Genomic DNA, 23,881 nt, shown 5'->3' with positions numbered 1-23,881 from the left:
AATTGCAATATTTTGTGTAAACGTGATATAATTATATACGAAATATAGAAATCCTTTATCTTTCAGTTCAAATTTGGGGGGATGGTAGTGTGGATAAAATTTTTCAAAAGCAACCTATGATGAGAAAGATGCTTATAGCTCTTTTACCCGTGTTTGTTTTTTCTGTGATCGCGTATGGTTTTAGACCTATATGGCTTGGTATCTGGGTCTTTGCTACAGGGATATTCATTGAATATCTTTTCGAAAAAAATAAGAAAAAGCCGGTTAGTGAAGCTGCACTTGTCACTTGTATGCTGTATCTTCTTTCCTTACCTCCAAATACACCATTCTGGGTAGCAATTATCGGTATTGCTTTTGGTATAGCATTTGGAAAAGGGGTCTATGGTGGATTTGGTAGAAATGTTTTTAACCCAGCTATAGTTGGCAGGTTATTTGTTTACATAACGTTTCCATCATTTTTGACAATGGGCTGGGTAAAACCTTCTCTTTTCGGTACAGATGCCGTAAATTCTGCAACACCTCTTGCATTGCTAAGAGACCAACAAAATATCAAGTTTTTAGATCTTCTGTTGGGTTGGCGCGCCGGTTCACTTGGTGAAGCTCCAGTTTTAATAATAATCTTCTCGGCAATCTATTTACTTGTCACTAAGACAGCAAGCTGGAGATTGATGGTTTCAACTTATGTCTCAGCAAGTGCTTTAACATTTATGCTGGATATTTTGAAAGTTCCAAAGGCATTGCCAACATTACCTGCAATTCTCTCCGGAAGCTTGATTTTTATAACTGTATTCATGGCTACGGAACCGATAACAGCCCCGAAGAAAATAAGATCACAATGGTTGTATGGGATTATAATCGGTTTAACAGGAATTTTAATAAGGACTTTCTCGCTTTTTCCGGAGGGCTGGAGCTTTGCAATTCTGATTGGTAACACTTTTGCTCCGTTGCTTGATGAAATATTACAGGACAGAAAGAAGGTTTCTCCAAAACAAGCTGAACAAGGTACAAAGAAGGTGAAAGCATGAAATTTAATAGAGAAGGAAAAACTTACACTGTTGTCTTTACGATAAGCGTAACATTCCTTTTCGTGCTCATTTTATCTGGACTAAATACGTTTACAGCGGGAATGGTAAAGAAAAATCAGGAACTTTTCAAAATAAAAGCTATTTTGAACGCTGTAGGTATACAGTACGTTTCTGACGAAGAAGCAATAGAAAAATTCAAATCTTCAGTAATAAAAGAAGACGTTAAAGAATATGAGCTTTACAAATCAGTTGTAGACGGTGAGGAAATATACACTATTATCTTTAGCGGAAGTGGATTGTGGGGGACGATCACGGGTGCTCTTGCTGTAAACAAAGATGTGTCAAAAATAGTAGGAATAGATTTTATATCACAGAACGAAACACCTGGTCTTGGTGGTAGAATAGAGGAAGATTGGTTCAAAAGGCAATTTGAAAATGAATCGATAAAAAACGGTATTATCGTTTCAACAACTAAGGTTCCAGATTCAAAAGAAGATGGTATGGTAGATGCAATAACAGGTGCGACGCTAACATCCAAGTCTATTGAAAATATAATAAGGAATTATATTCCTATACTAAGGAACCTCTTGGGGGTGAATTAATATGTCCGAATATAAAAAGATATTTAAAAACAACTTATGGATTGAGAATCCGGTGTTTGTACAAATACTTGGCATATGTTCTACTTTAGCTGTCACAAATAATTTGAGAAATACCCTTATCATGACCATTGGAGTTACACTTGTAACAGGTTTATCTAACTTTACAATCTCAGCAATGCGAAATATTATACCTCGGAAAGTCAGAATGATAACTCAAGTGCTTGTCATTTCTTTTTATGTAATAATAGTGGATATATTCTTAAGGGCATATCTTCCAGACGTCAGTAAAGCTTTGGGACCATACGTAGGTTTGATCATAACAAATTGTATTATCATGGGACGTGCTGAAGCTTTTGCCCAAGGCAACAAACCATTAATATCTTTCTGGGACGGATTTACAGCAGGACTTGGTTACATGCTTGTTCTCGTGGTTGTGGCATTTTTTAGAGAACTGCTTGGATTTGGAACAATATTTGGTATTCGAATCATTCCATCGGCCGTACCTGCGTGGACGATTATGGTCATGCCACCAAGCGCATTTTTTGTACTCGCTTCGTTTATATGGTTCGTTAAGAGTATGCAGTTAAAGAAAACAGCAGGTGCATCTCCAAATAAGTAGATTGAGGGGGGATATTCATGGTTCCTGATATAAATCCTATCGTATTATTCTTTGCATCAATTTTTACAAGCAATATATTGCTAACAAATTTCTTAGGTATGTGTTCTTTCATTTCGATTTCTAAGGATTTAAAATCTTCCAACGGATTAGGTCTGGCCGTTACATTAGTCATGACCATAACTACAGCTTTGAATTGGATTTTGGAAAAATATCTTATTGCTAGCTTTGAACTTGGTTATCTTAGGTATATTCTATACATAATTGTGATAGCTGCCGTTGTCCAAATTTTAGAAATGATCATCGACAGGATATCTCCTAACCTTTATATGGTCTTAGGTATATTCTTACCACTGATAACTGTTAACTGTGCCATACTTGGTGTTGCATTGTTCATGCAATTGAGGAATTATACATTTATACAATCTGTCTTTTTCGGACTCGGTAGTGGTATTGGCTGGTGGCTTGCAATAGTACTTTTAGCAGCTATAAGAAAAAAGACAGAAAATGCACCTATCCCAGCATCTCTTAAGGGTGTGGGTATAACATTGATCACAATCGGAATTATGGCAATGGCATTTATAGGCTTTGCTGGTATGATAAGAGTTCAATAAATTTTTGGACCTAAGGGTGGTGGTGACGATGAACATATTTGTAGCACCGATTGTTGTTTCTTTGGTAAGTGGAGTCCTTGCGCTTGTTATTGCCATCGTTGATAGCATAGTAAACAATTACGGTGAGGTGGATATCGACATAAACGAAGGTAAGAAAATACTGAAAGTTAAAGGTGGTGCACCGCTGCTCCAAACCTTAGGTTCACAAGGTATATTTGTACCTTCAGCTTGCGGTGGAAGAGGCAGTTGTGGTGCTTGTAAAGTTAAAGTACTCTCCGATGTTGGTCCACACCTACCAACAGAGGTTCCTTATATGTCAAAAGAAGAAATCAAAGAAAATATCAGGTTATCATGCCAAATAAAGCTGAAAAAGAGTATAAAAATCTACCTTCCTGAAGAGTTGTTCAATATTCGAAAATTTAAAGGAATACTTGAGGGTTTAAAGGATGTCACCTACGACATCAAAGAACTTAGGATAAGACTTGTTGAACCAAATGAAATAGACTTCAAAGCGGGTCAATATGTACAACTTGTGATCCCACCTTATGAAAACATAAAAGAATTTACCCAGCGCGCTTATTCGATCTCATCATCACCCAAGAATAGGAATCATATAGAACTACTAATCCGACTTGTGCCTGGTGGAATTGCAACAACCTATGTACACAAACACATGAAAGAAGGAGATATAGTTGAGGTTATAGGACCTTTCGGTGAATTTTATATGAGGAATACTGACGCTGACATGATTATGGTAGCTGGTGGAAGTGGCATGGCTCCTATTAAGTCTATAATTTTTGATATGTGGGAAAGAGGAATAACAAACAGAAATGTATGGTACTTTTTTGGTGCAAGAAGTAAGAAAGATCTTTATTACGTTGATATTTTTAAAGAACTTGAAAAGAAGTGGGAAAAATTTCATTTTATACCTGCTCTATCCGAGCCTCTTGCCGACGATAACTGGACAGGTGAAACTGGTTTGATAACAAGCGTTCTTGAAAGGTATCTTGATAGTGTAATTCCAAAAGACAACAAAAAGGAAGGTTATTTATGCGGTAGTCCTGGTATGATTAATGCGTGTGTACAAGTTTTTTCTAAGTTCTCTATTTTTGATGTTTATTACGATAAATTCGCGTAAAATCGCTTAACTTTTCAGGGGGGAATTTTATGAAAATGACGCCAAAATATGTAAAAGCCCAAGAAAATATGAAACCAGGAAAGATAACTGCCGATGGATTCTTAGGAGATGACGATAGGAATATTGTTGATATAATACAAGCAGACGAAGAAGAATTTCAGTTTCTTGGCTTAGATTTCGTACAAGTTGCCAAATTAATGAGAAAACTAATGAAGGAAGGATTAAAAGGTTTAGGTGAGCCTGTTAAATTTGAAAAATGGGATATTAGAGTAGATGAAGCACGTGGTTTTCTACCTTGTCCGTTTCAAGACGGAATATTCAGAAAGCGTGTGGCAGTTGTTAAAAATTTAAATAACAACGAAGAGATTATATACAGCGAACTTTCAATACATTTGCTTGCCGCTCATCATTTTCTACAAGGTAAAGGTTCAAAATTCAGATTGGAACCAACAAAAATCAAGAAAGTATTTTATGAGTGATTTATTATAAATTAGGGAGGTGGATAAGATGAAACTCACATTCTTAGGACATGCAGCTTTGTTGATAGAAGGTATTGATGGAAAGTACAACGTTATAATCGACCCATTCATTTCTGGTAACCCGTCTTATCCAAAAAGCTTTATTTTACCAAAAATCGATTATATATTTGTCACACATGGACACGGTGATCACTTAGGTGATACTATTGAGTTGTGCAGGAAGTATAATCCAACAGTTATATCGAACTTTGAGATATGCAATTATCTTCAGTTGAAAGGTTGCAAAATTCATCCGATGCACGTTGGCGGAGTTTACTACTTTGAATTTGGTAAGGTTAAACTTACACCAGCGGTTCATGGTTCAGGAATACACGATGGAGACAAAACAATTTACGGTGGTAATCCATGCGGAATATTAATACAGACTGAAGGAAAAAGTATTTACCACGCCGGCGATACTGGACTTACGAAAGAGTTTGAGCTTTTGAAAGATGTAGACATAGCTTTCCTACCAATAGGTGGAAACTTTGTTATGGATGTTGAAGATGCACTTAGAGCTGTTGAGATGATAAGACCCAAGACTGTAGTACCAATTCATTACAACACATGGGAGATAATAAAAGCAAATGAAGATAAATTTAAACAGGAAACTGAAAAGCTTGGTGTAGAATGTATTATCATGAAACCAGGAGAAACAATAGAAATTTGAACTATTCGATAAAAAAGCACTGGATTGTTCCAGTGCTTTTTCTTAAAAAATAACATTATCTTTGACGTGCACGTTCGACAAATGGTTTTTCGTATCTATTCGCATGCTTTCGCTTGTTTAAAGTCCTCATAATTATTTCCGCATCAAGTTCGTTGACATCAATGAACGAATAATTTTCAAAAATTCTTACATTGTTTATATTTGACTTTTCAACACCTGTTTTATTTGAAATGAAATCCACCAGCTTCTTTTTATCTAATCCGCTTGAGCTTCCCATATTGACAAACAATCTTACGGTATTATCAAAATCCGCATGCTTGGTACGTTTTGAAAAATCTCTGATTTTTACGTCGCCATATCGTGAAGTATCTATCTTTTCTTTCAACAGTGCGTGCATCAACATCTCTACTGCTTCTGTTGGTCCCATTTCTTGTATCAGCTGCTGTGCCATTTGCCTGTACAAATCGTTAGAAACCTTAGGAGTATTCTTAATATTCTGCACAAGATTTTCAAGTTGTCTAAGTATAATCTCCTCTACTTGTGGAATTTTTTCTTTAACTATCTTAGCCTTAGCAAACCTTTTAACCTTAGTAAAATGAAAATAATCATCTCTTGTTACAAACGTAATAGCAAATCCCTTTTTTCCAGCTCTACCAGTTCTTCCTATCCTGTGAACGTAATACTCTGGATCTTTTGGTACGGAATAATTTATCACGTGAGTTAAGCCATCTATATCGATTCCTCTTGCAGCTACATCGGTTGTTACCAATATCTTTAGCTGTTTTCTTTTGAATCTATCAAGTACCCTTTCCCTTTGATATTGTGAATAATCACCGTGCAAACCATCCGCGTTGTAGCCTAAATCAGATAATTTTTTTGTAATTTCATCTACTTCCACTTTTGTTTGGCAAAAAACTATGCCATAAAATTCTGGATTCATATCGATTATCCTGCAAAGTAAAGGTAACTTGTCTTGTTCATCAACCTCAAAATACAGTTGCTGCGCGAGCTCAGTAGTAAGCTCATTTTTCACTGTAGATATGTGTACATAATCCTTCATAAAATTCTTCGCTATTTCAACTATTTCTTTTGGCATTGTAGCTGAAAAAAGAAACGTTCTTTTTGTTTTAGGAGTTTGCTTTATAATTTCAAGCACGTCATCAAGAAATCCCATATCTAACATTCTATCTGCCTCGTCAAGTATTAAATACTCAACATCTGAAAGGTTTATAGTCCCTCTGTTGAGATGGTCTATAATTCTTCCTGGTGTCCCAACAACGATATCCACACCTTTTTCCAGGTCTTTCAGCTGCCTTTCAATTGATTGCCCACCATATATGGTTGTAATTCTTATGTGTCTTCTCCCTTTAAGGCTTTTCAATTCCTCAAATATCTGTAATGCTAATTCACGTGTAGGGGTGACCACAATTGCTTTGATGCCTTTACCAACTTTGAAGTCAATCCTTTCAAGGACTGGTATACCAAAGGCAGCCGTTTTCCCCGTGCCAGTCTGAGCTTGTGCTATAATGTCCTTATCCGACGTTAAAGCAACCGGTATAACAAGCTTTTGAATATCCGTTGGCTGGACATATCCTTTCTTTTCCACCGCATCCAATACATCTTGACTCAGTCCGAGATCCTTAAACGTTTCATAAACCTTCTCCATAAAATCTTTACCACCTTTCTCCTTGTAGTCCATCCCCCAACCTTGCTTCTCAATTTCTGACAGTGGGTGTTCAAGCAAGGAGAAAGGGATTGACATATGAGTGATTCATCGAAATATGTTTATTTATTCGTGCTTGACAAAGTTTATCATATATTCTGATATATACAATTAAGAAAAAATTAAATTATAAAAAACATCATAATACTTTCGCAAGTAAAACATCTCTCATTTCCTTAAGAGCAAATTCATGCATGGATTTATCAAAACTATTTACACAATTGGAATGAACAATTACTTCTATACCTCTATTTCTCAATTCCTCAACAGTGAAAAGTACGCATATATGCGTAACAAGTCCTCCAACGTGTACTTTATCTATCTTGAGTTCTCCAAGTAGGTTCTCAAGGTCTGTACCATAAAAAGCGGAGTATCGACTTTTCTTAATTTCAAACGCATTTTTATATCCCACTATTTCCTCTTTTAGTTCATCTACAATTTCACTACCAAACGTATTACGCAAACAATGCACACCCCATATCTCAAACTCGTAATCATTATCTTCATGCCAATCTCTTGTGTAAATTATTGGCAGAGTTTTATTTTTAAATTCCTTGACAAGCTCTATAATCGGTGGTATAACATGCTCTGCACCCGGGAAATAAAGTGCCCCATTAGGCTTTGCAAAATCATTTTGCAAATCTACGATCAACAAAGCTTCCATAATTCTCCCTCCTTTAATCAACCTTTGCTTTTTTACTTTAACCTATACTTTTCTATAGCTCTCAATATTTTTTGCATTGTATCCTCGTCTGGTGCTTCTATTGTGTGAAGATGTATTCCACCGGAGATTTCTAACAGGGGTTTCGTGTTAGAAGACTTAAGAATTGTCATAAATTTCTCGACATCATCTAACGTTGAAACATCTATTCTCCCAATTATTTCACCGTAAACAGGGTGTTCGACGATAACATCTATAACTTTTCCACCATTTTCAACAATAGTCTTCAGTTCATCGTATATCTCTTCTGCTGAGTGTTTTACAGCAACAATTCTCCTAACCCTGCCGCCAGAATCAATAACGTAACCATCTCTTGTAGATACTATCTTAAATCCTTCTTCCCTTAGTTGCGATATATCTGAAACAATTATTTGGCGACTTACGCCAAGTCTTTCGGCAAGTTCTTTCCCTTTAACCGGTACTTTTGATCTTTTCAATATTTCCAATATTTCTTGCTTCCTATCCATAACAACCATCCTCCTGAGTATATACTACGACTATATTATACACTTAAGGTAAACAAAAGTTAATATACGAATCTGAAATTTGTAGTAATTAAAAAAGCGGGGAGTTTCCCCGCTTTTTTCTATTTAACTATTGATCTACTTTACTTTCTCTCCACTCTTGGTTTATCATCGTAGCTTTTTATATTTCCTCCGAGTACTTTCTGAATGTATTCTACAACAACATCTGCCATCACAAAGAACGTGTTGTATCCTTTTTGACCTTTAAGCATTGCGTATCCATCTCCACCAGCAGCCATATAATCGTTTGTCACGACTTTGTATATTTTTTCAGCCTCCACCGGTTTTCCACCAACAAGTAACTGTGTTAACTTCCCTCCTTCAGATCTCCAGGTTGCACCAGCAACTTGCAAGAACGCACCTTGACCATTTGGTACAGAAGCAGCGTATTCAAATACTTTTATTAAATCTGAACCCTTCATTTCAAGCACGTAAAGTGTATTACCAAATGGAAGGACTGTAAGTATGTCTCTAATCGTAATATTACCTGGCTTAATAGATGCTCTAATTCCGCCACCATTTGTTAAAGCAACTTCCGCTCCAACTTTCCAAAGCATCGAATCTGCTATCAAATTAGCAAGATTAGTCGTTTTTGACCTAACATTTGCCCTTTCTCCGTCAAGTAATATCTCAGTTGTACCTATAACAGTATCAAGCTTTGCTCCACCAAGTTTTTTGAAATAATCAAGCGGTGTTTTCACATAAAGTGCTTCTTGGGTAACTACTTGCAAGATATTCTTACCTGCTGCATCTTTGCCTACTACTTTGGATTGTACAACAGGAATAGCCTCCCATTCTATTTTTGTAATTTTCCCACCTTCGAAGTATATATCAGCTCGACCAACCACTTTTGCCCATTCGAAAGCTTGTACAATTGGTACACCATTTACTATTAAAGGTTTTGTCATATTAGTATGGCTATGTCCATCGATGATCAAATCTATACCTTCGACCTCTTTTGCAAGCTGGTCAGCTGTTGTATAAAGACTTGAATACCCTTGACCAACACCCAAATGTGTTAATGCAATAACAACATTTGCTTGTTTTCTTAACTCTGGTATAAGTTTCTTAGCTACTTCTATAACATTTTTAAATTCAAGGTCTTCCGAATTCGGTCCTTCAAGTATCTTAGTATGTTCCGTTGTAAAGCCTACGACGGCAACCTTGATCCCTCCAACATCTTTGATCACATAAGGTGTGAAGAAAGGTTTACCATCTTTGTATATGTTCGCACTCAAAAGTGGGAACTTCGCCCAAGAGAGTTGTTTTATAAGTACTTCTCTTGGTTTATCAAATTCGTGGTTACCAACAGCCATAGCGTCAAGCTTCATTCTGTTAAGCACAAAGATATCCGGAAGTGCATTTAAAAGATCAGACTCAGGTACCCCTGTGTTAAGATCCCCTGCGTGTAAAAAGAGCACGTTGGGATTAATCTTTCTCTCAGCATCAATAATTGTGGCAAGAGTTGCAAACCCACCTATGATATTTCCTGCAGAGTCAGTGAAGGGCCAGGCACGACCATGTGTGTCGTTGATGTGAAAAACCGTTATCTTTACCGCAAATGCAAACAGTGTAAAAAGCAAGACCACAAAAACTAAATACTTTTTCATAGCAACTTCCCTCCCGGTTTGTAGTTTAGCATCTATATTATACACTACAAATTGTCAATTAAGAATAAGTTTTTTAAATCAATACAAAGAATGGGCAGTTAATTGTCTAAAGTTTTTTACAAAAAGCATGAAAGACAATATTTCCGATGTAACAAGAAGATCTAAAGAAAAAACCTTATTAACAACAATTATATTTGGAAAAAATATAACTAAAGTAAAAGTAAATATACCCTATCTTGTCTGTTAAATTTACATCTTTCATCATTTGACAATAACTGTACTTTTCTGAAAATTTGTGTAAATAAATCATGAAAAATTTTAAAAATTCTTAACTACACTGAAACATAATTGATGTATAATATTATTTAGAAAATAGTACTAGGAACTTGCTAAATAAAAACTAGCAAGCAAAAAAGGAGGTGAAGAAGTATGTTTAAAGTTTTTGAAAATCATAAGAGCACGGTTTTAAGTGTAGAGAAAGATCTAACATTACTTAATGCCACAAGTTTTCTGGATATGGTTAAGAAGAACGTACTTCATAACGGAAAAACAAAAATAATCGTTGACCTAAGTAAAGTCAGTTGTGATACTTCAGGGTTGGCGGCATTGATGAAGCTTAATAGGGATTTGCAAAAACTGAATGGCAAGGTTTGCATAGTTCATGGAAAAGGAATTGTTAAAACACTGATTGAATTTTCAAAATGCCATGAGTACCTAAGTCTTTGCGAAAACTTAGAAGAAGCTATGGAAAAGATTTGATAACCCCCAACCAACTCTTCTGTCGACCTTTTTGGAGAATTTAGATTAACCGCTTTGGACTCCAAAATCTTTTCCAATATTACATAATTATCTAGTCATTTTGACAAAACACTAGAGAAATATAAACAACAGAGCCTCATAAAAAGTAGGCAAATATAGTAAATTTCGAAAATTAAAAACTCCGGTGTTAAGTGTTTAATTTATCAAAATGTATATCATAAGATGTCCCCATCTTTTATGGAGAAGTTTTTTATATTAATGAATTCAAAGATAAAAAAATAGATTAAATTGATTCACCAAAGACTGGCAAATTTTTTCAACAAGAATTTTGCCAAAATAGTTTTTTATGTTATAATATACAAATAGACAATGTTTAATCTTTGTTTAATCTTTCGAAGTAATTGCTTCAGGTAGTTTTGAAATATGCTCCTTGACGTAAAACTTCCCCTTTTTCATTCTTTTTTGAAAAACGTTCCTTTATCATTTTTTAGCATCAAAATTTGGGGGTGAAAACATGAGTATCAAACTTATGAACTTCGTTATACTTCCACTCTTGGTATTTGTTGCTGTGTTTTTAATGTTCTTAGTTGGCTTTTTTGGATTGAGAAGCTTAGGCAACATATGGAGTACTGAACTTCAAAAAACATTGCTTAACACCTTTGAACATCAGCTTGAGGCACTCACACCAACTTTGAAGTTTGCGGCAAGTATAATTTCTTCGAATTCTGAGATTATTCAAACTTTTGCAAACAACGATCGCGATAGACTTCTTGAGCTTTTACAGCCAATTCATAAGAAGTTTTCAGAAGAGTTCGGAATCACCTTGATTCATTTTCATACCGAAGATCTTAAATCCTTCCTTAGAACAACCGATCCGCAGAAGTACGGTGATTCACTCGATTACAGAAAAGACATTCAAAAGGTTCGTAGTACAAGTAAACCACTTCTAAGCTACCAACCTGGGAAAAGTGGACCTGCAGTAAGGTACATAGTACCTATAAATTACGAAGGCAGACTCATAGGTACTTTCGAAGTTGGCTATGTTATCAACAAAAACTTTCTGAAAGTATTCTCTGGAGAGGTGATCTTGAAACAGTTTCTTGATGAGCGCGGTGGAAAATCAGATGTTCTCGTGCGGGCAGAAGAGGTTGAAGATTTTTCCAACAAATATAACCTTGACAGCATATCCAAAGGTAATACGCAAATTTTCACCGATTCGAAGTACTTTTATATAGCTTATCCATTGCGTACAGCAGATGGTACTATTTTTGCATCGTTTTTACAAAGAATCGATGGTTCAGCTATACTCAATTCTGTAAGACAAACTACGCTCCTTCAAGTTATTTTCGGACTTGGATTGTTGATAGCAAGCGTTGCAGCGATGATGTTTTTTGGTTATATAACAACACGCAAATTAGACGTTATCTCCTCAAAAATGTTACAGCTGTCAAAACAAAAAGACCTGACTGTGAATCTTTCTATCAACGCAAAGGATGAAATTTCGGTTGTTCAAAATAGCTTAGGACAACTTATTGGTAGTATTAGAAATTCACTAAAAGATTTTATGTTAGCCGATCAAGAAGCAAATGTGTTAATAGGTGGACTGATCTCGAAATTTGATCAACTTACAACGATAATCGAAAATTTCAGAAAGTCATTTGATTTAAGTATAAATATGGTTGAGACAACGTCCTCATCATCTGAAGAGATTACTGCTACAATAGAAGAAATAGCTTCAGCTACAACAACTGTAACTAACGCTGCACAAAATGTTTCATCTGCAGTTGATAATGTCACAGAAGATGTGACATCAAGCACGCAAGCCATCGAAAAGATGAAAGAAAGCATACGTTCTACTCTTGAAGAGTCAAAACTTGTTGTTTTAGAAACCTCTGAATTACGTGAAAGGTCGGTAAAAATTGGTGATATATTAAAAACAATAACCGACATAGCCGACCAGACAAACCTTTTGGCACTCAACGCGGCTATTGAAGCTGCTCGTGCTGGAGAAGCTGGACGCGGTTTTGCCGTTGTTGCAGACGAAATAAGAAAATTAGCAGAAAGTACAAGGATATCGGCATCAGAGATTGCAAAAATACTTACGGAATTGAGAGAAAGAGTTGGAAATATAAGTAGTAAAGTTGAAACATTCGATGAGAAGATACGCACAATAGAGCAAGCTGCCATCGGTGTGGGCAACAAATTGGAAGAAATACTAAAAGAAATGTCCAAACTCGATAAGGATGCATCGAGTTTGGCTGCAGTCACACAAGAGCAAAGTGCATCTATACAAGAGATATCAGCGGCAATGACGAATATGTCTAAATGTGCTGCAGATCTCGGACAAATGGTCGAAAAGAATAAGGCTGAGTCGGATAAAATTGTCGAGGAATTTGAAAATATGTTAGGTATACTTAATGAAATCTCAAAGTTATTCAAGAATATTGCCAAGTCCATCTCAACTGACTTACATGTTTACAACTTCGAAGATATTATTAATATTATTCAAGCAGCTATAAACGCTCACGTAAGCTGGGTAAAAGCTGTTGAAGAGGCTGTTGAAAATCGAGCAAGTTCGTTGAATGTTATCTTGGACGGAACATTTTGTCGATTTGGTTCAATTTATCACTTTGTGCGACCACCAGAATTTATAGCTGAAAAATGGAAGAGTATAGATGAGCCACATATGAAAGTTCATGAGGTTGGAAAACAAATTAATGAAGCTTTGAAAGCTGGAGATTTCGTAAAGGCTAAGCAATTGCTAAAAGAAGTTTATCAAATAAAAGACCAACTTATTAGAACAATGGAGGAAATTAAAACTGAGCTAATACGTGCAAAAGAAGGAAAGATTTGAGATATATTCTGATTATACAGGAAAATATGTATGAGAAAATTTTCAAAAAACTACAAGAGATTTCTTCTACGCACTTGCTTGAGTTACAGCCAAACTTTGGTTAAATTTAATGTAAAAGTAGATCAATAAGCTAAGAATTACAAGAGTAAATTCTTCACACTACAAAGCATAATACCATTAAAAGAAAAAAACAGGTGCTATGTGAAGATTACATAAGCAATTGAGTTCCAAAAACAAAAACATCGCAATTGAATATATTGAATATGAAGTTAATTCAAATAAAAGCGGAAATTGACTTACTTTGCTGAGGAATGTTTTAATAAAAAGTCTGGTGTAATATCGACTTAGCTAAAATACTCCATCCTCAAGATGGAGTATTTTTATGCACAAATTATGAATTTTAAGATATTTTTATAAAAATAGCTTGATCTGTGTGATATAATATTAATATACTGGTAAATATGAGCTTAAACCATTTTATTGAGGTGATATTAATGAGCAAGAGAAGTATAAATAGGTGTGTGAATCTGAGTTTAATAGCTGTAGGTTTGCTTATTTCATATGCTCTCATCATAATTAGTTTCATCGCTTTTGAAAGCATAGTCCTTGAAAAACTTCACAAAACCCTGCGTGTTGAGTTTAAAAAAATCAACAACGTCGTTGCTGGTCGTGATAACTTTGATTCTTTAATACAAATTATGCAAAAATATAACTACGACTCTTCTACGTACTCTTCTACTTTGCAAAACTTCCTTGCTGGCTCTGCTCAAAAGGAATCACTTTTAGCTGAAATTAGAAATTTCGCAGCTTATCTCAACGATTTTCAAAACAAACAAATCGAAAAACACAACAAAAAAATTAGCTTGTTGTATTTTTTGCTTGTCTTGATTTCATCTGTTATTATCTTTTTCCTTTTCAGGTCTATGAATCGCGTTAAGCGTTACATAAGAAAGATTTTGAAAAGATTAGATTCAATATCTGATAATGCGTATATATCTCTTATCCCTGTGGAACAACCTGAATTCCGAGAAGATATCAAACTCAACAATTCTATTTACAATATCAATCTTGTTCAGTCTATATACGATATTTTTAAACATTCACAACTTACAACCTCGATTGAAGATTTTATTTACACAGTGGGACCATATTTGTGTAATTTGTTTAATGCTCAAAGATTTTCAGTTGCACTGATCGATTGGGAATCTGAGAGTGTAACTGCTGAGGTTGCTTACATTTCCAAACCGGATGTCGTTCCTTGCTTAACCCCTGGGTTTACGCAAAAATTAAATGAAACTTCACTCAGTCAAATGTTGAGTGAAAATCGACAAACTCGGATTATCAATAATCTTGAGGAATATTATGAAAAGACAAAGTCTGTTAGTACCCATCTTATTGTGGAAGAGGGATTCAAGTCAAGTTTAACGGCAATTGCGAGTATAAATACTCGTCCATTTGGTTTTTTCTTCCTGAGTTCGGATAAAGAGTACAATTTCAGAGAAAGGGATGCGAGGTTATTTGAATCGATATCGAATATACTTTCACACAGGTTACATTATTCGTTGACAACCCAAAAGCTTTTGTCGTACTTTGGGAATAGTCTAGTGAACATAGTGGAATTCAGGGATAATGAGACAGGGAATCATATAAAGAGGGTAGCATGGTATGGGAGGATAATAGCAGAAGAGTTGAAGTTACCACCGAAGATTGTAAGGGAGATATACGAATATTCACCGTTACATGACATAGGTAAGGTAAGTATACCAGATGCGATATTGTTAAAACCTGGGAAATTGGATGAAAAAGAGTGGGAGATAATGAAAAGGCACGTAGAAAACGGTGTAAAGATAATAGAAAATTTTGAAAGAGAAGCGAAATGGATATTAGAAGAAAGTAGCTTAAGGACGATGAAGAACATAATCTACGAACACCACGAATGGTGGGATGGGAGTGGATATCCGGAAGGGAAGAAAGAAGAGGAGATAAGTGTAGAAGGTAGGATAATAGCGCTAGCGGATGTATTTGATGCGCTAACTACAAAAAGGCCGTACAAAGAGGCGTATAGTTTTGAAGAGGCGGTGGAGCAGATAATAAAGGAAAGAGGAACACATTTTGATCCAAAGGTAGTTGAAGCATTTTTGAAAAGGATAGATGATATCCGTATGGTTTATGAAAAACTGAAAGATTAAAGATTGGGGGGAGGTTATTTGAAAGGACCACTTTCAAATAATGATAATATTGATTATCTTGTCAAAAAAAGCGTGAGAAATACAACGACAGTTATTGCCATGATTTTTTCAGTGATAATTTCCCTTACTGTTTTGACTCAACTATGGGAAACTTTTAAGAAGAACGAAGAGTTAAAGATCACTCAGGTAGAAACTATATGGGCTGAGAAAATTTTGTGCATATCTCACATGTGTAATATCTTAGCACAACAACCTGAACTATTTTCAAGTGAAGAGAGCATACAGAATGTTTTGAAGCACGTATATCTTGAATACTTTAAGCTTATTGCCTATCCAGCTTTCGGTACGGTTTACGGGAAAATGATCACCTATCCAAAATACGATTATCCACCAGAATACGATCCCAGAAGTCGTCCTTGGTACAGGCTTGCTATCAGCAATCCAAAAAACGTGGTGATAACACCGCCTTTCATTCACGGCATACTCAAAGAACCTACGATTGCGGTGGTAAAAGCGGTGTATAATAGTGAGGGTAAGTTCCTTGGAGTATTGGGATTTGACATAGTAGCAAGTAGGATTTCTGAAAATATTTTACCTGATAAGGCCTACATTGTTGATTCTGAAGGGACACTTGTGGCAAAGAAGGGTGAAATTTCAGCAATTTTCTCTCCTAAACGTGTGAAAAAAGGGGAAGGAATATACTTCAAAACCACAGGTTTAACCCACTATGTTGCGAAGGAATCTGTAGCAGGAACATATATAGTTGTAGAACATTCTTTAATGAATCACATTATTCCAACGTTTTTGCCAGTGATAGTTTTATTAACTTCAATATTAACACTTGGTTATCTCGTTTCAAAAAAATTAGTAACCTTCCTTTCGCTCAATATTTCAAAACCGATAGAAGAAATTGTAAATTCCGTTCGAAATTACCTCCTCGGAAAGAAGTTTAGTATTAACTTAAAGTCCGAGATAAGGGAAATCGACTTACTGCAAAAAGAATTCTCGGCCATGGTTGAAACAATTGATACACAGATGGAGGAAGTTAAGGAAAGTTACAAAAAGCTTGAAACAGTAAATTTACAATTGGAGGAATTAATAGATATTCTCAAAGAGAAAGATAGACAAATCACAGAGACTTATCACTTCTTAACAGAAAGACTTGCGATGGTTGTTGAAGCTTTTGATGAGCCTACTGGGAAACATGTGAAAAGAGTCAGGCTCTTGTCAAAATTTTTTGCAGAAAAAATAGGCTTACCTGAAGAAAAGATTTTTGAGATAGAACTGTTCGCCCCTTTACATGATATTGGAAAAATCTTTCTTCCTAAAGACCTACTTACAAAACCTGGTAGGTTAACACCTGATGAATTTGAGCTCGTTAAACAACACACTAAATGGGGAGCAGAACTTTTAAGTGGTGATGAAAAACTAAAGATTGCGTATAATATAGCTTTGTATCACCATGAAAAATATGACGGTACTGGTTATCCATTTGGATTGAAAGCCGACGAGATTCCAATTGAAGCTCAGATTGTATCAATTGTTGATGTTTACGATGCCTTGCGTTCGGATCGACCTTACAAAAAAGCACTTACACACGAAGAGGCTGTCAAAATAATCTTGGAAGGAGATGAAAAGACGAAACCTGATCATTTTTCACCTAAATTGTTGGAAATATTACGCCAACATTTAAAAGAAATAGATTTACTGTGGAATACTTTTAAAGATTGAACTGAAATTTGTGAGAAATTAACAGCTGATTTTCAAATTTCATTTTTGTTGTTTTTGTGCTTTTTCATTTCGTAAAGTAGCATATCTGCACTTTTAAAAGCCTCTTGATATTCGTTAGAATTATGAAATTCACCTATTCCATAACTTATATCTAAGGAAAATTTGAATGGTTTTTCCGTTATTACGTAATTTTTTATCCTCTCTGCCACTATGGTTGAGTCATATGCTTTTGAATTAGGTAGTATTATTATAAATTCATCACCACCATAACGAGCCGCTATATCTGCAGCTCTTATGTTTTTTAGTATTGAATGTCCAAGAAACCTCAGCACTTCATCCCCAACTGTATGTCCATAAGTGTCGTTTATGGTTTTAAAGTTGTTAATATCAATTAATATCAAACCCGAAGGTTGATGATTTCTGTCCAAAATACTTAAGTGCTTTTTTATTAATTCTTCGTAAAAATTTCTACTGTACAATCCCGTTAATCTGTCAAAATAGGCTATTTTTTCAAGTTCCTTTTCTTTTGAGTTAAGGTCTGCTAAGATGGTCCGCACTGGATTCTGTAGCGAGCGAACAACAATACCACGAAGTAATACATAGTAAGAGAAAAATTTAAATACATGACCAACGAAATTAAAAAATCCATACACATCAGTGTAAAGCGTGAAAGATAGTTCACTTGCTATAAGAAAATAAAGACTCATCTTTATTTCTTTGCAAAAGCATGAATCGTCTTCCGGCTCTTGCTTTTCATGAGCTTTAATCCTGAAGATAGTCAAAGCACTGAGAATGACAACTACATATTCCATCAATATTTTGAATTTTGTCAAACCTTTACCTTCTACATAACAATCAGGAAAATACCCGTAAGTTATCGAAATAATACCGGCGAAAGTGATTAAACTGAACGATGTAAACAACACTTTATTTTTCAATCTTTCAGGTTCTATGTAAAATATAATAAATGTCCCAAATGCCTGAATTAGTCTACCAAGTATCCACAATTGAGTAGGTTGATTTGCTGTCCATCCAATGAATATATTCATTCCTTTATATGCCAGCGTGTGAACATAGTCTACTATTGATGTGAAAAGGTAAATTATACCAACAAGGGTAAAGATTTTGTTTTTGCTTATATTCATGGTTACTAAGGAGATTAACGAAATGCTAAGTCCAACAAATATCGAGAAAAATTCTATTGTCGTATGATAAAACAGATAGTTGTAAAGGGAAACATCATACAAAACAAGAAATATAGCCAAGAAAGATAAATAGATAATACTTTGATAAGAAATTAAAATATCCGTGGCTTTAGTTAATTTCGTGCTTTTCACAGACTCACCTTCCTTGTGAAACATTTTACAAAAAGTTTCTGAATCCATAACTTTTTTCTATTATAGCATATGAATTTAAAATTATAAGATGAAGTTTTGTATTTACTTATAATCTCATATGGTTTTATGAGTTAAATTAAAAAAATCCGCCATTTGTAAGGCGGATTTGTAACGCAGAATAGTCTGTTTGTGCAAACTTCAAAATAAAGTGCTAGTTGTCAATGCGACATATGACAAACTAACAAAAGCTTTAATATTTAAGTTGGTAAAGAATGCTTTGTTATCATTCGAACTTATATTTTCTCATTAAATTTTCTAAGGTTTTCTTTGTGTTTTCCATCATTTGGGCATAGCTTACAAATTCCTTTTCAGTACTCACCAAATCGTGTGATATTTTTTCCATCTCATTGGATATACGAACAATACTTTCTACAGTCTGTTTAAAAACCGCTACCTCAGAATTGATTTCCTGAGAGGAAGCTGACTGTTCTTGTGACAAAGCTGCTATGGTCTGCAAGTTTGTGGATATGTCCTTTATACTACTGACTATGTTTTTGAAAAATCCATAAACTTCCTGCGCCATATTTTTAACTTCTTGCATTGACTGGGTTGATATGCCTATTTCTGAACTCATCGAATATATATCCTCAACAAGCTTTTTAAGTGTTGAAATTATATTTCCGGTGGTCTTTTTACTTTCTTCTGCAAGCTTTCGTATTTCATCAGCAACAACGGCAAATCCTCTACCTGCTTCGCCTGCTCTTGCAGCTTCTATCGCAGCGTTCAATGCCAGTAAATTGGTTTGTTCTGCTATGTTTGAAATACCCGATACTACACTTTCTATTCTCGAGAGTTCTAAGTTCAGCTGTTCAACTTTTGCTCTTGTATTATCCATAAAAACAGAGGTATCGTTTATTTTTTCAGTCAGAATTTGAATCTTTTCCATACCTTTTACTGTTCCTTGGTTTATAACGTCTGCATTCTCTGCTATTTCAGACACATTCCTTGCCAAAGAAGCGGCACTTTCGGCAAGTTGTGAAGTCGCACTTTCTATTTCCTTATATGAATTTTCAGAGTTTTCAGCATTATTTTCAAGTGTATCCACCGCATGATCGATAGTATTAACTTTTGTGCTTAGGTCTTTTTTAAAATACAGTATTCCATCAGAAATAGAACTGAGAATTTTTATTTCTTCTGCAATATTTGACATGTCTGACTTTAGACTTTTACTTAAATTATCAAATATATCCAATATTTTGTCTATTTCTTTGTAGTTACTTTTTTGGATTTTTGTCGTGAAGTCACCAGAAGACAGCGAGGTTGCAAGTAGATTTAACACATTAAGCTTCTTAAATATGTAAATTATCGTGAGAATCATAAACAAAAGTAGCGTAGCCACAATCGCAACAAGAGTGACGTAAACAGAAGCCTTTACACGGTTGACTTTTGAAACATCTATGTCAGCCATCAAGTAACCTAATTCTTTACCATCTATATTTATCGGAACGATAATTGTCATTAGGGTACCCCAGGTTGGGTCTGAATATGTTTCAGTGAATGTGTAACCGTTTTCTTTGAATAGTTCTTTACGAACTTTTCTTACTTTATTTCTGTAACCAGGTTGGGAAAATTCTTCGTCCTCCATAGCTGTACCGTCTATCCAAAGTACGTAATTCCCAGTTCCAATCTCAAAGATTTTGGAAATATAGAGATATTTGAAGTCGAATATTTTCATCTTTGTATTCAAAAATTCATTAAGAACCCTAAAATCTGGGTTTTCTTTGTAATTCGATGGTAAAGAAGAATCATTAATAAGCCTGGAAAGTTTTTCTTTGTCTAAGTTATTAACTATGTCTTTTAAGATAGGAACACTTTGATGAACTACAATCTCGAACGCCCCATTCAGTTCGCGGTTAAAAGAAAAAATTCCTATCACAGAAAGAGAAAGGACTACCGTAAGGGTATAGATAATTGCTTGCAGTTTCAAACTTTTCATGTTATCCCTCCTTCCTTAATTAGAAGATAAATTAACGATAATATTTAGTGTCCAAATCGTTAATTTTTAATATTATAACATAATCATGTTAAACAGAAAAGATACCTGGAAAATTTTACCGTGAGGTACAAGAACATACCTTACTCAGATTAAATCTGTGGTCTAACTCTCGTTAGTAACTTACACGTAAATCCAAAATCTCATTCTTTCGTACTTAGATATTCTTTTGAAGATTCAAGAAAAACTTTTCAAATTGCGCATTGCGTATCTTTTAGACCAAGAATAAAATTTATATAATTTCTAATGTAACATGTTACATTAGTACAATAATTTAAAATTGTCAGATGGAGTGAGTAATATGAGAATAAATAGGAAGATCCTCGAGGTTATTTTAACTATATTTACTGGCATTTTCATTGTTACAATATTTCTTTTATCAACGAATCAAATGAATAATTCAGGAGGTGCTAACGTGAAAGAGTTGAGTATCTGGCTTACGACAGTTGATCAAAAATACATGTTATCCAAAGTGGAACCTTCAGAACAAGTTATTTCAAGCTTTCAAGAGACATACAGAATCCTTGTGAATGTAAATAAGAAATACCAAAAGATGGATGGATTTGGTGCTTCGTTAACAGATGCTTCTGCATATTTAATTTATTACAAACTTTCTGAGAGTAAACGTATTGAGGTTATGAAAAAGTTGTTTGATAGAAAAGAAGGTATTGGAATATCTTTTTTACGTCAACCAATGGGAGCAACCGATTACACAACGAAAATATACAGTTACAATGACTTACCAACTGGTATTAAAGAAGACAGGGATTTAAAATATTTTTCTATAGATCACGATAGACTTTACATCATACCTCTTTTGAAACTTGCTAAACAAATCAACCCTGATTTAAAAATAATGGCCTCTCCATGGAGTGCACCTGGTTGGATGAAAACAACGGGGAGTATGATAGGTGGATCTTTGCTTAGAGAATATTACGATGTTTACGCGCAATATTTTGTGAAGTTTGTTAAGGAATACGAAAAGGAAGGATTGGAAATATACGCAGTGACTCCGCAAAACGAACCACTGTATGTACCAAAAGAATACCCAGGTATGAAGATGACATGGGAAGAGCAGGCTGATTTTATAGGTGAACATTTGGGACCTGCATTCGAAAAGGCAGGTATAAAGACAAAAATACTTACTTACGATCATAACTGGGACAATACAATTTTTGCTTCATATGTTTTATCACATCAAAAAGCTGGAAGATATGTTGCTGGTTCCGCTTGGCATTTCTACGGTGGAAAACACGAAGCTATGAGTCAGATAAAAGCTTTGTTTCCTGAGAAAGAGATTTGGTTTACTGAAGGTTCTGGTGGTGACTGGGTACCAGCGTTTTTCGAAGCTTTTATGGATCAGATGATGCATGTTATCAGAATACCCATGAATTGGTCTAAGACGGTTGTCTGGTGGAACATAGCACTTGATGAAAAACGTGGACCAACTGTACTTTCAAATAGTACGTGCAGAGGTCTTATAGAAATTAACAGCAAAACTGGTGAAGTTAAGTATAACCTTGATTACTATACTTTGGGACACATAAGCAAGTTTGTTGTTCCAGGCGCTCGTCGTGTGGATTGTTACACCTACTCTAATGTAGAGGCGGTTGCGTTTGAAAACCCAGATGGAACAAGAGTTTTGATTGTTTCAAACAGGACCAAGACAAACAAAAAAATTCTCGTAGAGGAAGGAGGTAGAAAGTTCGAATATATTCTTCCTGGGTACGCTGCAGCAACGTTTGTGTGGAAGTAATCTGTAATATTTTTTCGTGTATCTTCTAAGGAGGTGGAGAGTATGAGAAGATGGCTTTTGGTAACAATGTTATTCGCTATGTTTGTAACAAGTTTGCTTGCAAAGGTTACCCTAATTGTTTCGGTTTGGAGTTGGGATGTAGAGAAGTACAAGAAGCTGGCCGCAGAGTTCACTAAAATTTATCCTGATATCGAAGTGTCATTTGTAGTAAATGAACCTGATGTAAATGGATTTTTGACTGCAAGAGTTGCAGCGAAACAACCTTTGCCAGATGTCGTTGCGCAGTCTTGGGAAGGATTGTCTTATCCTGTTTCACAAGGTTGGGTCTATCCCCTTGATGAATTCTTGAAAAATGACAAAGAGTGGACATCCGTACCAAAGAATTTGAGAGAATCATTTATATACAATAACAAGACTTACGCAGTACCAGAAAGGTTGCATTTCCAAGGTATATATTTAAATCTCGATTTGTTGAAAAAGCTTAATTTACCAAAACCTGTTTATCAATGGAACGTAGAATTGTTTAAGCAATACCTCAGAAGAGCTACAACAAAAGAGTATTCCGGTATAAATCATTTGTGGGATTTTGATAATGTAATGGCTGCCGTCTTGAATAAAAATACAACGTTTTGGAGCTTCAATCCGTCGAAATTAGAATTTGACCTTGTAAATGGTGGATGGATACCAGCCATTACATTACAAAAGGAACTGAAATCTATACCAGGACTTGTCTCTGATGATTTGAAAAATGAAGAATTAAGAAATAAAGGTCAACTTGATGATTATCAGAAAAAATTCGGTAAGGACGCTGATGCATTTAGAGAATCAAAAGTACTCGCCGGACTCCATGGAACATGGGATTGGAGCTGGATTAGGACTGTACCATGGCAATTTGATTTTTATCCTTTACCAACAGATCCAAAAATCGGTGTGAGATTTCCAATTCATGTCAATTACACGTTTATGACTTCAACGACGAAGTATCCAAAAGAAGCTTATCTATTCTTGAAATTCCTAACTTTTGATCCAAGAGGCGTAGTTGCAAGATTAAAAATTGATGCGTCAGTTGGCGAAGAGTTTGGAAGACAAATTGAACTACTGATACCAGCAACTAAACATCCAGATGTAGTTAAATATTTTGAGACACTAAAACTTCCAGATGGGTTCAAATGGTGCCTTGCCAACCTTGATAAGGGTGTAAGAGTTGATATGTGGAAAACAATACCTGGATGGGATCAAGCTACTTGGGATGTTATTTTCCCTGTAAGTGAAAAGATAAGGCGAGGAGAAGTCCAACCTCAAACCGTAGCAGCAGACACTCAAGAAAAAGCAAATAAAATAATAAAAGCCGCTTGGGACGATTTTATGAAAAAGTTGGCCGATGTGGAAAAGAACTTCCCAAGCTTAAGAAAACAAATAGAGGGAAAATAGTCTAAAAATA

19 protein-coding genes are annotated in these 23,881 nt (G+C 35.2%); 13 read left to right on the top strand and 6 right to left on the bottom strand.

Annotated features, from left to right (window positions below; all coding sequences use genetic code 11):
• The first annotated feature begins 116 nt into the window (after positions 1 to 116).
• The 7 genes from N2Z58_06460 to N2Z58_06430 are packed head-to-tail and all read left to right on the top strand — an operon-like array spanning position 117 to position 5,183.
• A complete protein-coding gene (locus tag N2Z58_06460) occupies positions 117 to 1,025 on the top strand; it encodes an RnfABCDGE type electron transport complex subunit D (protein ID MCX7654301.1) in 909 nt (302 codons plus the stop codon).
• Positions 1,022 to 1,627, top strand: a complete 606-nt coding sequence (locus N2Z58_06455; protein MCX7654300.1) for an FMN-binding protein — start codon at positions 1,022 to 1,024, stop codon at positions 1,625 to 1,627. Before N2Z58_06460 ends, N2Z58_06455 begins: the two co-directional genes overlap by 4 nt.
• A 1-nt stretch (position 1,628) precedes the next feature.
• Positions 1,629 to 2,246 carry an NADH:ubiquinone reductase (Na(+)-transporting) subunit D gene (locus N2Z58_06450; protein MCX7654299.1) on the top strand — a complete coding sequence of 206 codons (618 nt, stop codon included), beginning with the start codon at positions 1,629 to 1,631 and terminating at the stop codon, positions 2,244 to 2,246.
• A gap of 17 nt (positions 2,247 to 2,263) precedes the next feature.
• Positions 2,264 to 2,857 (top strand): NADH:ubiquinone reductase (Na(+)-transporting) subunit E, encoded by a 594-nt coding sequence (locus tag N2Z58_06445; GenBank protein MCX7654298.1) that lies wholly within the window; start codon positions 2,264 to 2,266, stop codon positions 2,855 to 2,857.
• Positions 2,858 to 2,885: 28 nt separating this feature from the next.
• Positions 2,886 to 3,995, top strand: coding sequence for a 2Fe-2S iron-sulfur cluster binding domain-containing protein (locus tag N2Z58_06440; protein MCX7654297.1), 1,110 nt, complete (start codon positions 2,886 to 2,888; stop codon positions 3,993 to 3,995).
• Between the two features lie 29 nt (positions 3,996 to 4,024).
• The gene (locus N2Z58_06435) at positions 4,025 to 4,474 is read left to right on the top strand and encodes a hypothetical protein (GenBank protein ID MCX7654296.1); all 450 of its coding nucleotides are present in this window, start codon (positions 4,025 to 4,027) and stop codon (positions 4,472 to 4,474) included.
• 28 nt (positions 4,475 to 4,502) lie between these two features.
• Positions 4,503 to 5,183, top strand: coding sequence for a metal-dependent hydrolase (locus N2Z58_06430; protein ID MCX7654295.1), 681 nt, complete (start codon positions 4,503 to 4,505; stop codon positions 5,181 to 5,183).
• Between the two features lie 55 nt (positions 5,184 to 5,238).
• Here N2Z58_06430 and N2Z58_06425 read toward each other — a convergent pair whose 3' ends face one another.
• The 4 genes from N2Z58_06425 to N2Z58_06410 all read right to left on the bottom strand — a co-directional run bounded on the left by N2Z58_06425 (position 5,239) and on the right by N2Z58_06410 (position 9,761).
• Complete coding sequence (locus N2Z58_06425; protein ID MCX7654294.1) at positions 5,239 to 6,882, bottom strand: DEAD/DEAH box helicase; 1,644 nt, start codon at positions 6,880 to 6,882, stop codon at positions 5,239 to 5,241.
• Positions 6,883 to 7,045: 163 nt separating this feature from the next.
• The gene (locus N2Z58_06420) at positions 7,046 to 7,570 is read right to left on the bottom strand and encodes a cysteine hydrolase (GenBank protein MCX7654293.1); all 525 of its coding nucleotides are present in this window, start codon (positions 7,568 to 7,570) and stop codon (positions 7,046 to 7,048) included.
• Positions 7,571 to 7,602: 32 nt separating this feature from the next.
• Positions 7,603 to 8,094 (bottom strand): transcription repressor NadR, encoded by a 492-nt coding sequence (locus tag N2Z58_06415; protein MCX7654292.1) that lies wholly within the window; start codon positions 8,092 to 8,094, stop codon positions 7,603 to 7,605.
• Between the two features lie 140 nt (positions 8,095 to 8,234).
• On the bottom strand, positions 8,235 to 9,761 hold the full coding sequence (locus tag N2Z58_06410) for a bifunctional UDP-sugar hydrolase/5'-nucleotidase (protein MCX7654291.1): 1,527 nt from the start codon (positions 9,759 to 9,761) through the stop codon (positions 8,235 to 8,237).
• 429 nt (positions 9,762 to 10,190) lie between these two features.
• On the opposite strand from N2Z58_06410, the gene N2Z58_06405 reads away from it, so the two are divergent.
• The 4 genes from N2Z58_06405 (at position 10,191) to N2Z58_06390 (ending at position 17,294) form a co-directional block, all read left to right on the top strand.
• The gene (locus N2Z58_06405; protein ID MCX7654290.1) at positions 10,191 to 10,520 is read left to right on the top strand and encodes an STAS domain-containing protein; all 330 of its coding nucleotides are present in this window, start codon (positions 10,191 to 10,193) and stop codon (positions 10,518 to 10,520) included.
• A 514-nt stretch (positions 10,521 to 11,034) separates the two neighbouring features.
• Complete coding sequence (locus tag N2Z58_06400) at positions 11,035 to 13,374, top strand: methyl-accepting chemotaxis protein (protein ID MCX7654289.1); 2,340 nt, start codon at positions 11,035 to 11,037, stop codon at positions 13,372 to 13,374.
• A gap of 494 nt (positions 13,375 to 13,868) precedes the next feature.
• Positions 13,869 to 15,563, top strand: coding sequence for an HD domain-containing protein (locus N2Z58_06395; protein MCX7654288.1), 1,695 nt, complete (start codon positions 13,869 to 13,871; stop codon positions 15,561 to 15,563).
• A gap of 18 nt (positions 15,564 to 15,581) precedes the next feature.
• A complete protein-coding gene (locus tag N2Z58_06390) occupies positions 15,582 to 17,294 on the top strand; it encodes an HD domain-containing protein (protein MCX7654287.1) in 1,713 nt (570 codons plus the stop codon).
• 32 nt (positions 17,295 to 17,326) lie between these two features.
• On the opposite strand, the gene N2Z58_06385 is transcribed toward N2Z58_06390, so the two are convergent.
• Together N2Z58_06385 and N2Z58_06380 are read right to left on the bottom strand one after the other, a co-directional pair.
• Entirely contained in the window at positions 17,327 to 18,631 is a 1,305-nt protein-coding gene (locus tag N2Z58_06385) for a diguanylate cyclase (GenBank protein ID MCX7654286.1), read from the bottom strand.
• 283 nt (positions 18,632 to 18,914) lie between these two features.
• Positions 18,915 to 20,627 carry a methyl-accepting chemotaxis protein gene (locus N2Z58_06380; GenBank protein MCX7654285.1) on the bottom strand — a complete coding sequence of 571 codons (1,713 nt, stop codon included), beginning with the start codon at positions 20,625 to 20,627 and terminating at the stop codon, positions 18,915 to 18,917.
• Between the two features lie 358 nt (positions 20,628 to 20,985).
• Here N2Z58_06380 and N2Z58_06375 point away from each other — a divergent pair, with 358 nt between their 5' ends.
• Together N2Z58_06375 and N2Z58_06370 are read left to right on the top strand one after the other, a co-directional pair.
• On the top strand, positions 20,986 to 22,440 hold the full coding sequence (locus tag N2Z58_06375; GenBank protein MCX7654284.1) for a glycosyl hydrolase: 1,455 nt from the start codon (positions 20,986 to 20,988) through the stop codon (positions 22,438 to 22,440).
• A gap of 42 nt (positions 22,441 to 22,482) precedes the next feature.
• On the top strand, positions 22,483 to 23,871 hold the full coding sequence (locus N2Z58_06370) for an extracellular solute-binding protein (protein ID MCX7654283.1): 1,389 nt from the start codon (positions 22,483 to 22,485) through the stop codon (positions 23,869 to 23,871).
• Positions 23,872 to 23,881 lie beyond the last annotated feature (10 nt).

The sequence above is a fragment of the Fervidobacterium sp. genome (assembly GCA_026419195.1).
In the GTDB taxonomy this organism is placed as follows: domain Bacteria; phylum Thermotogota; class Thermotogae; order Thermotogales; family Fervidobacteriaceae; genus Fervidobacterium.
This window is presented reverse-complemented; position numbering and strand designations above follow the sequence as displayed.

What these genes read in the sequence shown, in the direction of transcription:
- N2Z58_06425 (MCX7654294.1), bottom strand. Translation starts at nt 6,882, where the DNA reads ATGGACTACAAGGAGAAAGGTGGTAAAGATTTTATGGAGAAGGTTTAT.
- N2Z58_06455 (MCX7654300.1), top strand. Translation starts at nt 1,022, where the DNA reads ATGAAATTTAATAGAGAAGGAAAAACTTACACTGTTGTCTTTACGATA.
- N2Z58_06400 (MCX7654289.1), top strand. Translation starts at nt 11,035, where the DNA reads ATGAGTATCAAACTTATGAACTTCGTTATACTTCCACTCTTGGTATTT.
- N2Z58_06460 (MCX7654301.1), top strand. Translation starts at nt 117, where the DNA reads ATGATGAGAAAGATGCTTATAGCTCTTTTACCCGTGTTTGTTTTTTCT.
- N2Z58_06420 (MCX7654293.1), bottom strand. Translation starts at nt 7,570, where the DNA reads ATGGAAGCTTTGTTGATCGTAGATTTGCAAAATGATTTTGCAAAGCCT.
- N2Z58_06430 (MCX7654295.1), top strand. Translation starts at nt 4,503, where the DNA reads ATGAAACTCACATTCTTAGGACATGCAGCTTTGTTGATAGAAGGTATT.
- N2Z58_06440 (MCX7654297.1), top strand. Translation starts at nt 2,886, where the DNA reads ATGAACATATTTGTAGCACCGATTGTTGTTTCTTTGGTAAGTGGAGTC.
- N2Z58_06405 (MCX7654290.1), top strand. Translation starts at nt 10,191, where the DNA reads ATGTTTAAAGTTTTTGAAAATCATAAGAGCACGGTTTTAAGTGTAGAG.
- N2Z58_06370 (MCX7654283.1), top strand. Translation starts at nt 22,483, where the DNA reads ATGAGAAGATGGCTTTTGGTAACAATGTTATTCGCTATGTTTGTAACA.
- N2Z58_06450 (MCX7654299.1), top strand. Translation starts at nt 1,629, where the DNA reads ATGTCCGAATATAAAAAGATATTTAAAAACAACTTATGGATTGAGAAT.
- N2Z58_06375 (MCX7654284.1), top strand. Translation starts at nt 20,986, where the DNA reads ATGAGAATAAATAGGAAGATCCTCGAGGTTATTTTAACTATATTTACT.
- N2Z58_06410 (MCX7654291.1), bottom strand. Translation starts at nt 9,761, where the DNA reads ATGAAAAAGTATTTAGTTTTTGTGGTCTTGCTTTTTACACTGTTTGCA.
- N2Z58_06445 (MCX7654298.1), top strand. Translation starts at nt 2,264, where the DNA reads ATGGTTCCTGATATAAATCCTATCGTATTATTCTTTGCATCAATTTTT.
- N2Z58_06395 (MCX7654288.1), top strand. Translation starts at nt 13,869, where the DNA reads ATGAGCAAGAGAAGTATAAATAGGTGTGTGAATCTGAGTTTAATAGCT.
- N2Z58_06415 (MCX7654292.1), bottom strand. Translation starts at nt 8,094, where the DNA reads ATGGATAGGAAGCAAGAAATATTGGAAATATTGAAAAGATCAAAAGTA.
- N2Z58_06380 (MCX7654285.1), bottom strand. Translation starts at nt 20,627, where the DNA reads ATGAAAAGTTTGAAACTGCAAGCAATTATCTATACCCTTACGGTAGTC.
- N2Z58_06435 (MCX7654296.1), top strand. Translation starts at nt 4,025, where the DNA reads ATGAAAATGACGCCAAAATATGTAAAAGCCCAAGAAAATATGAAACCA.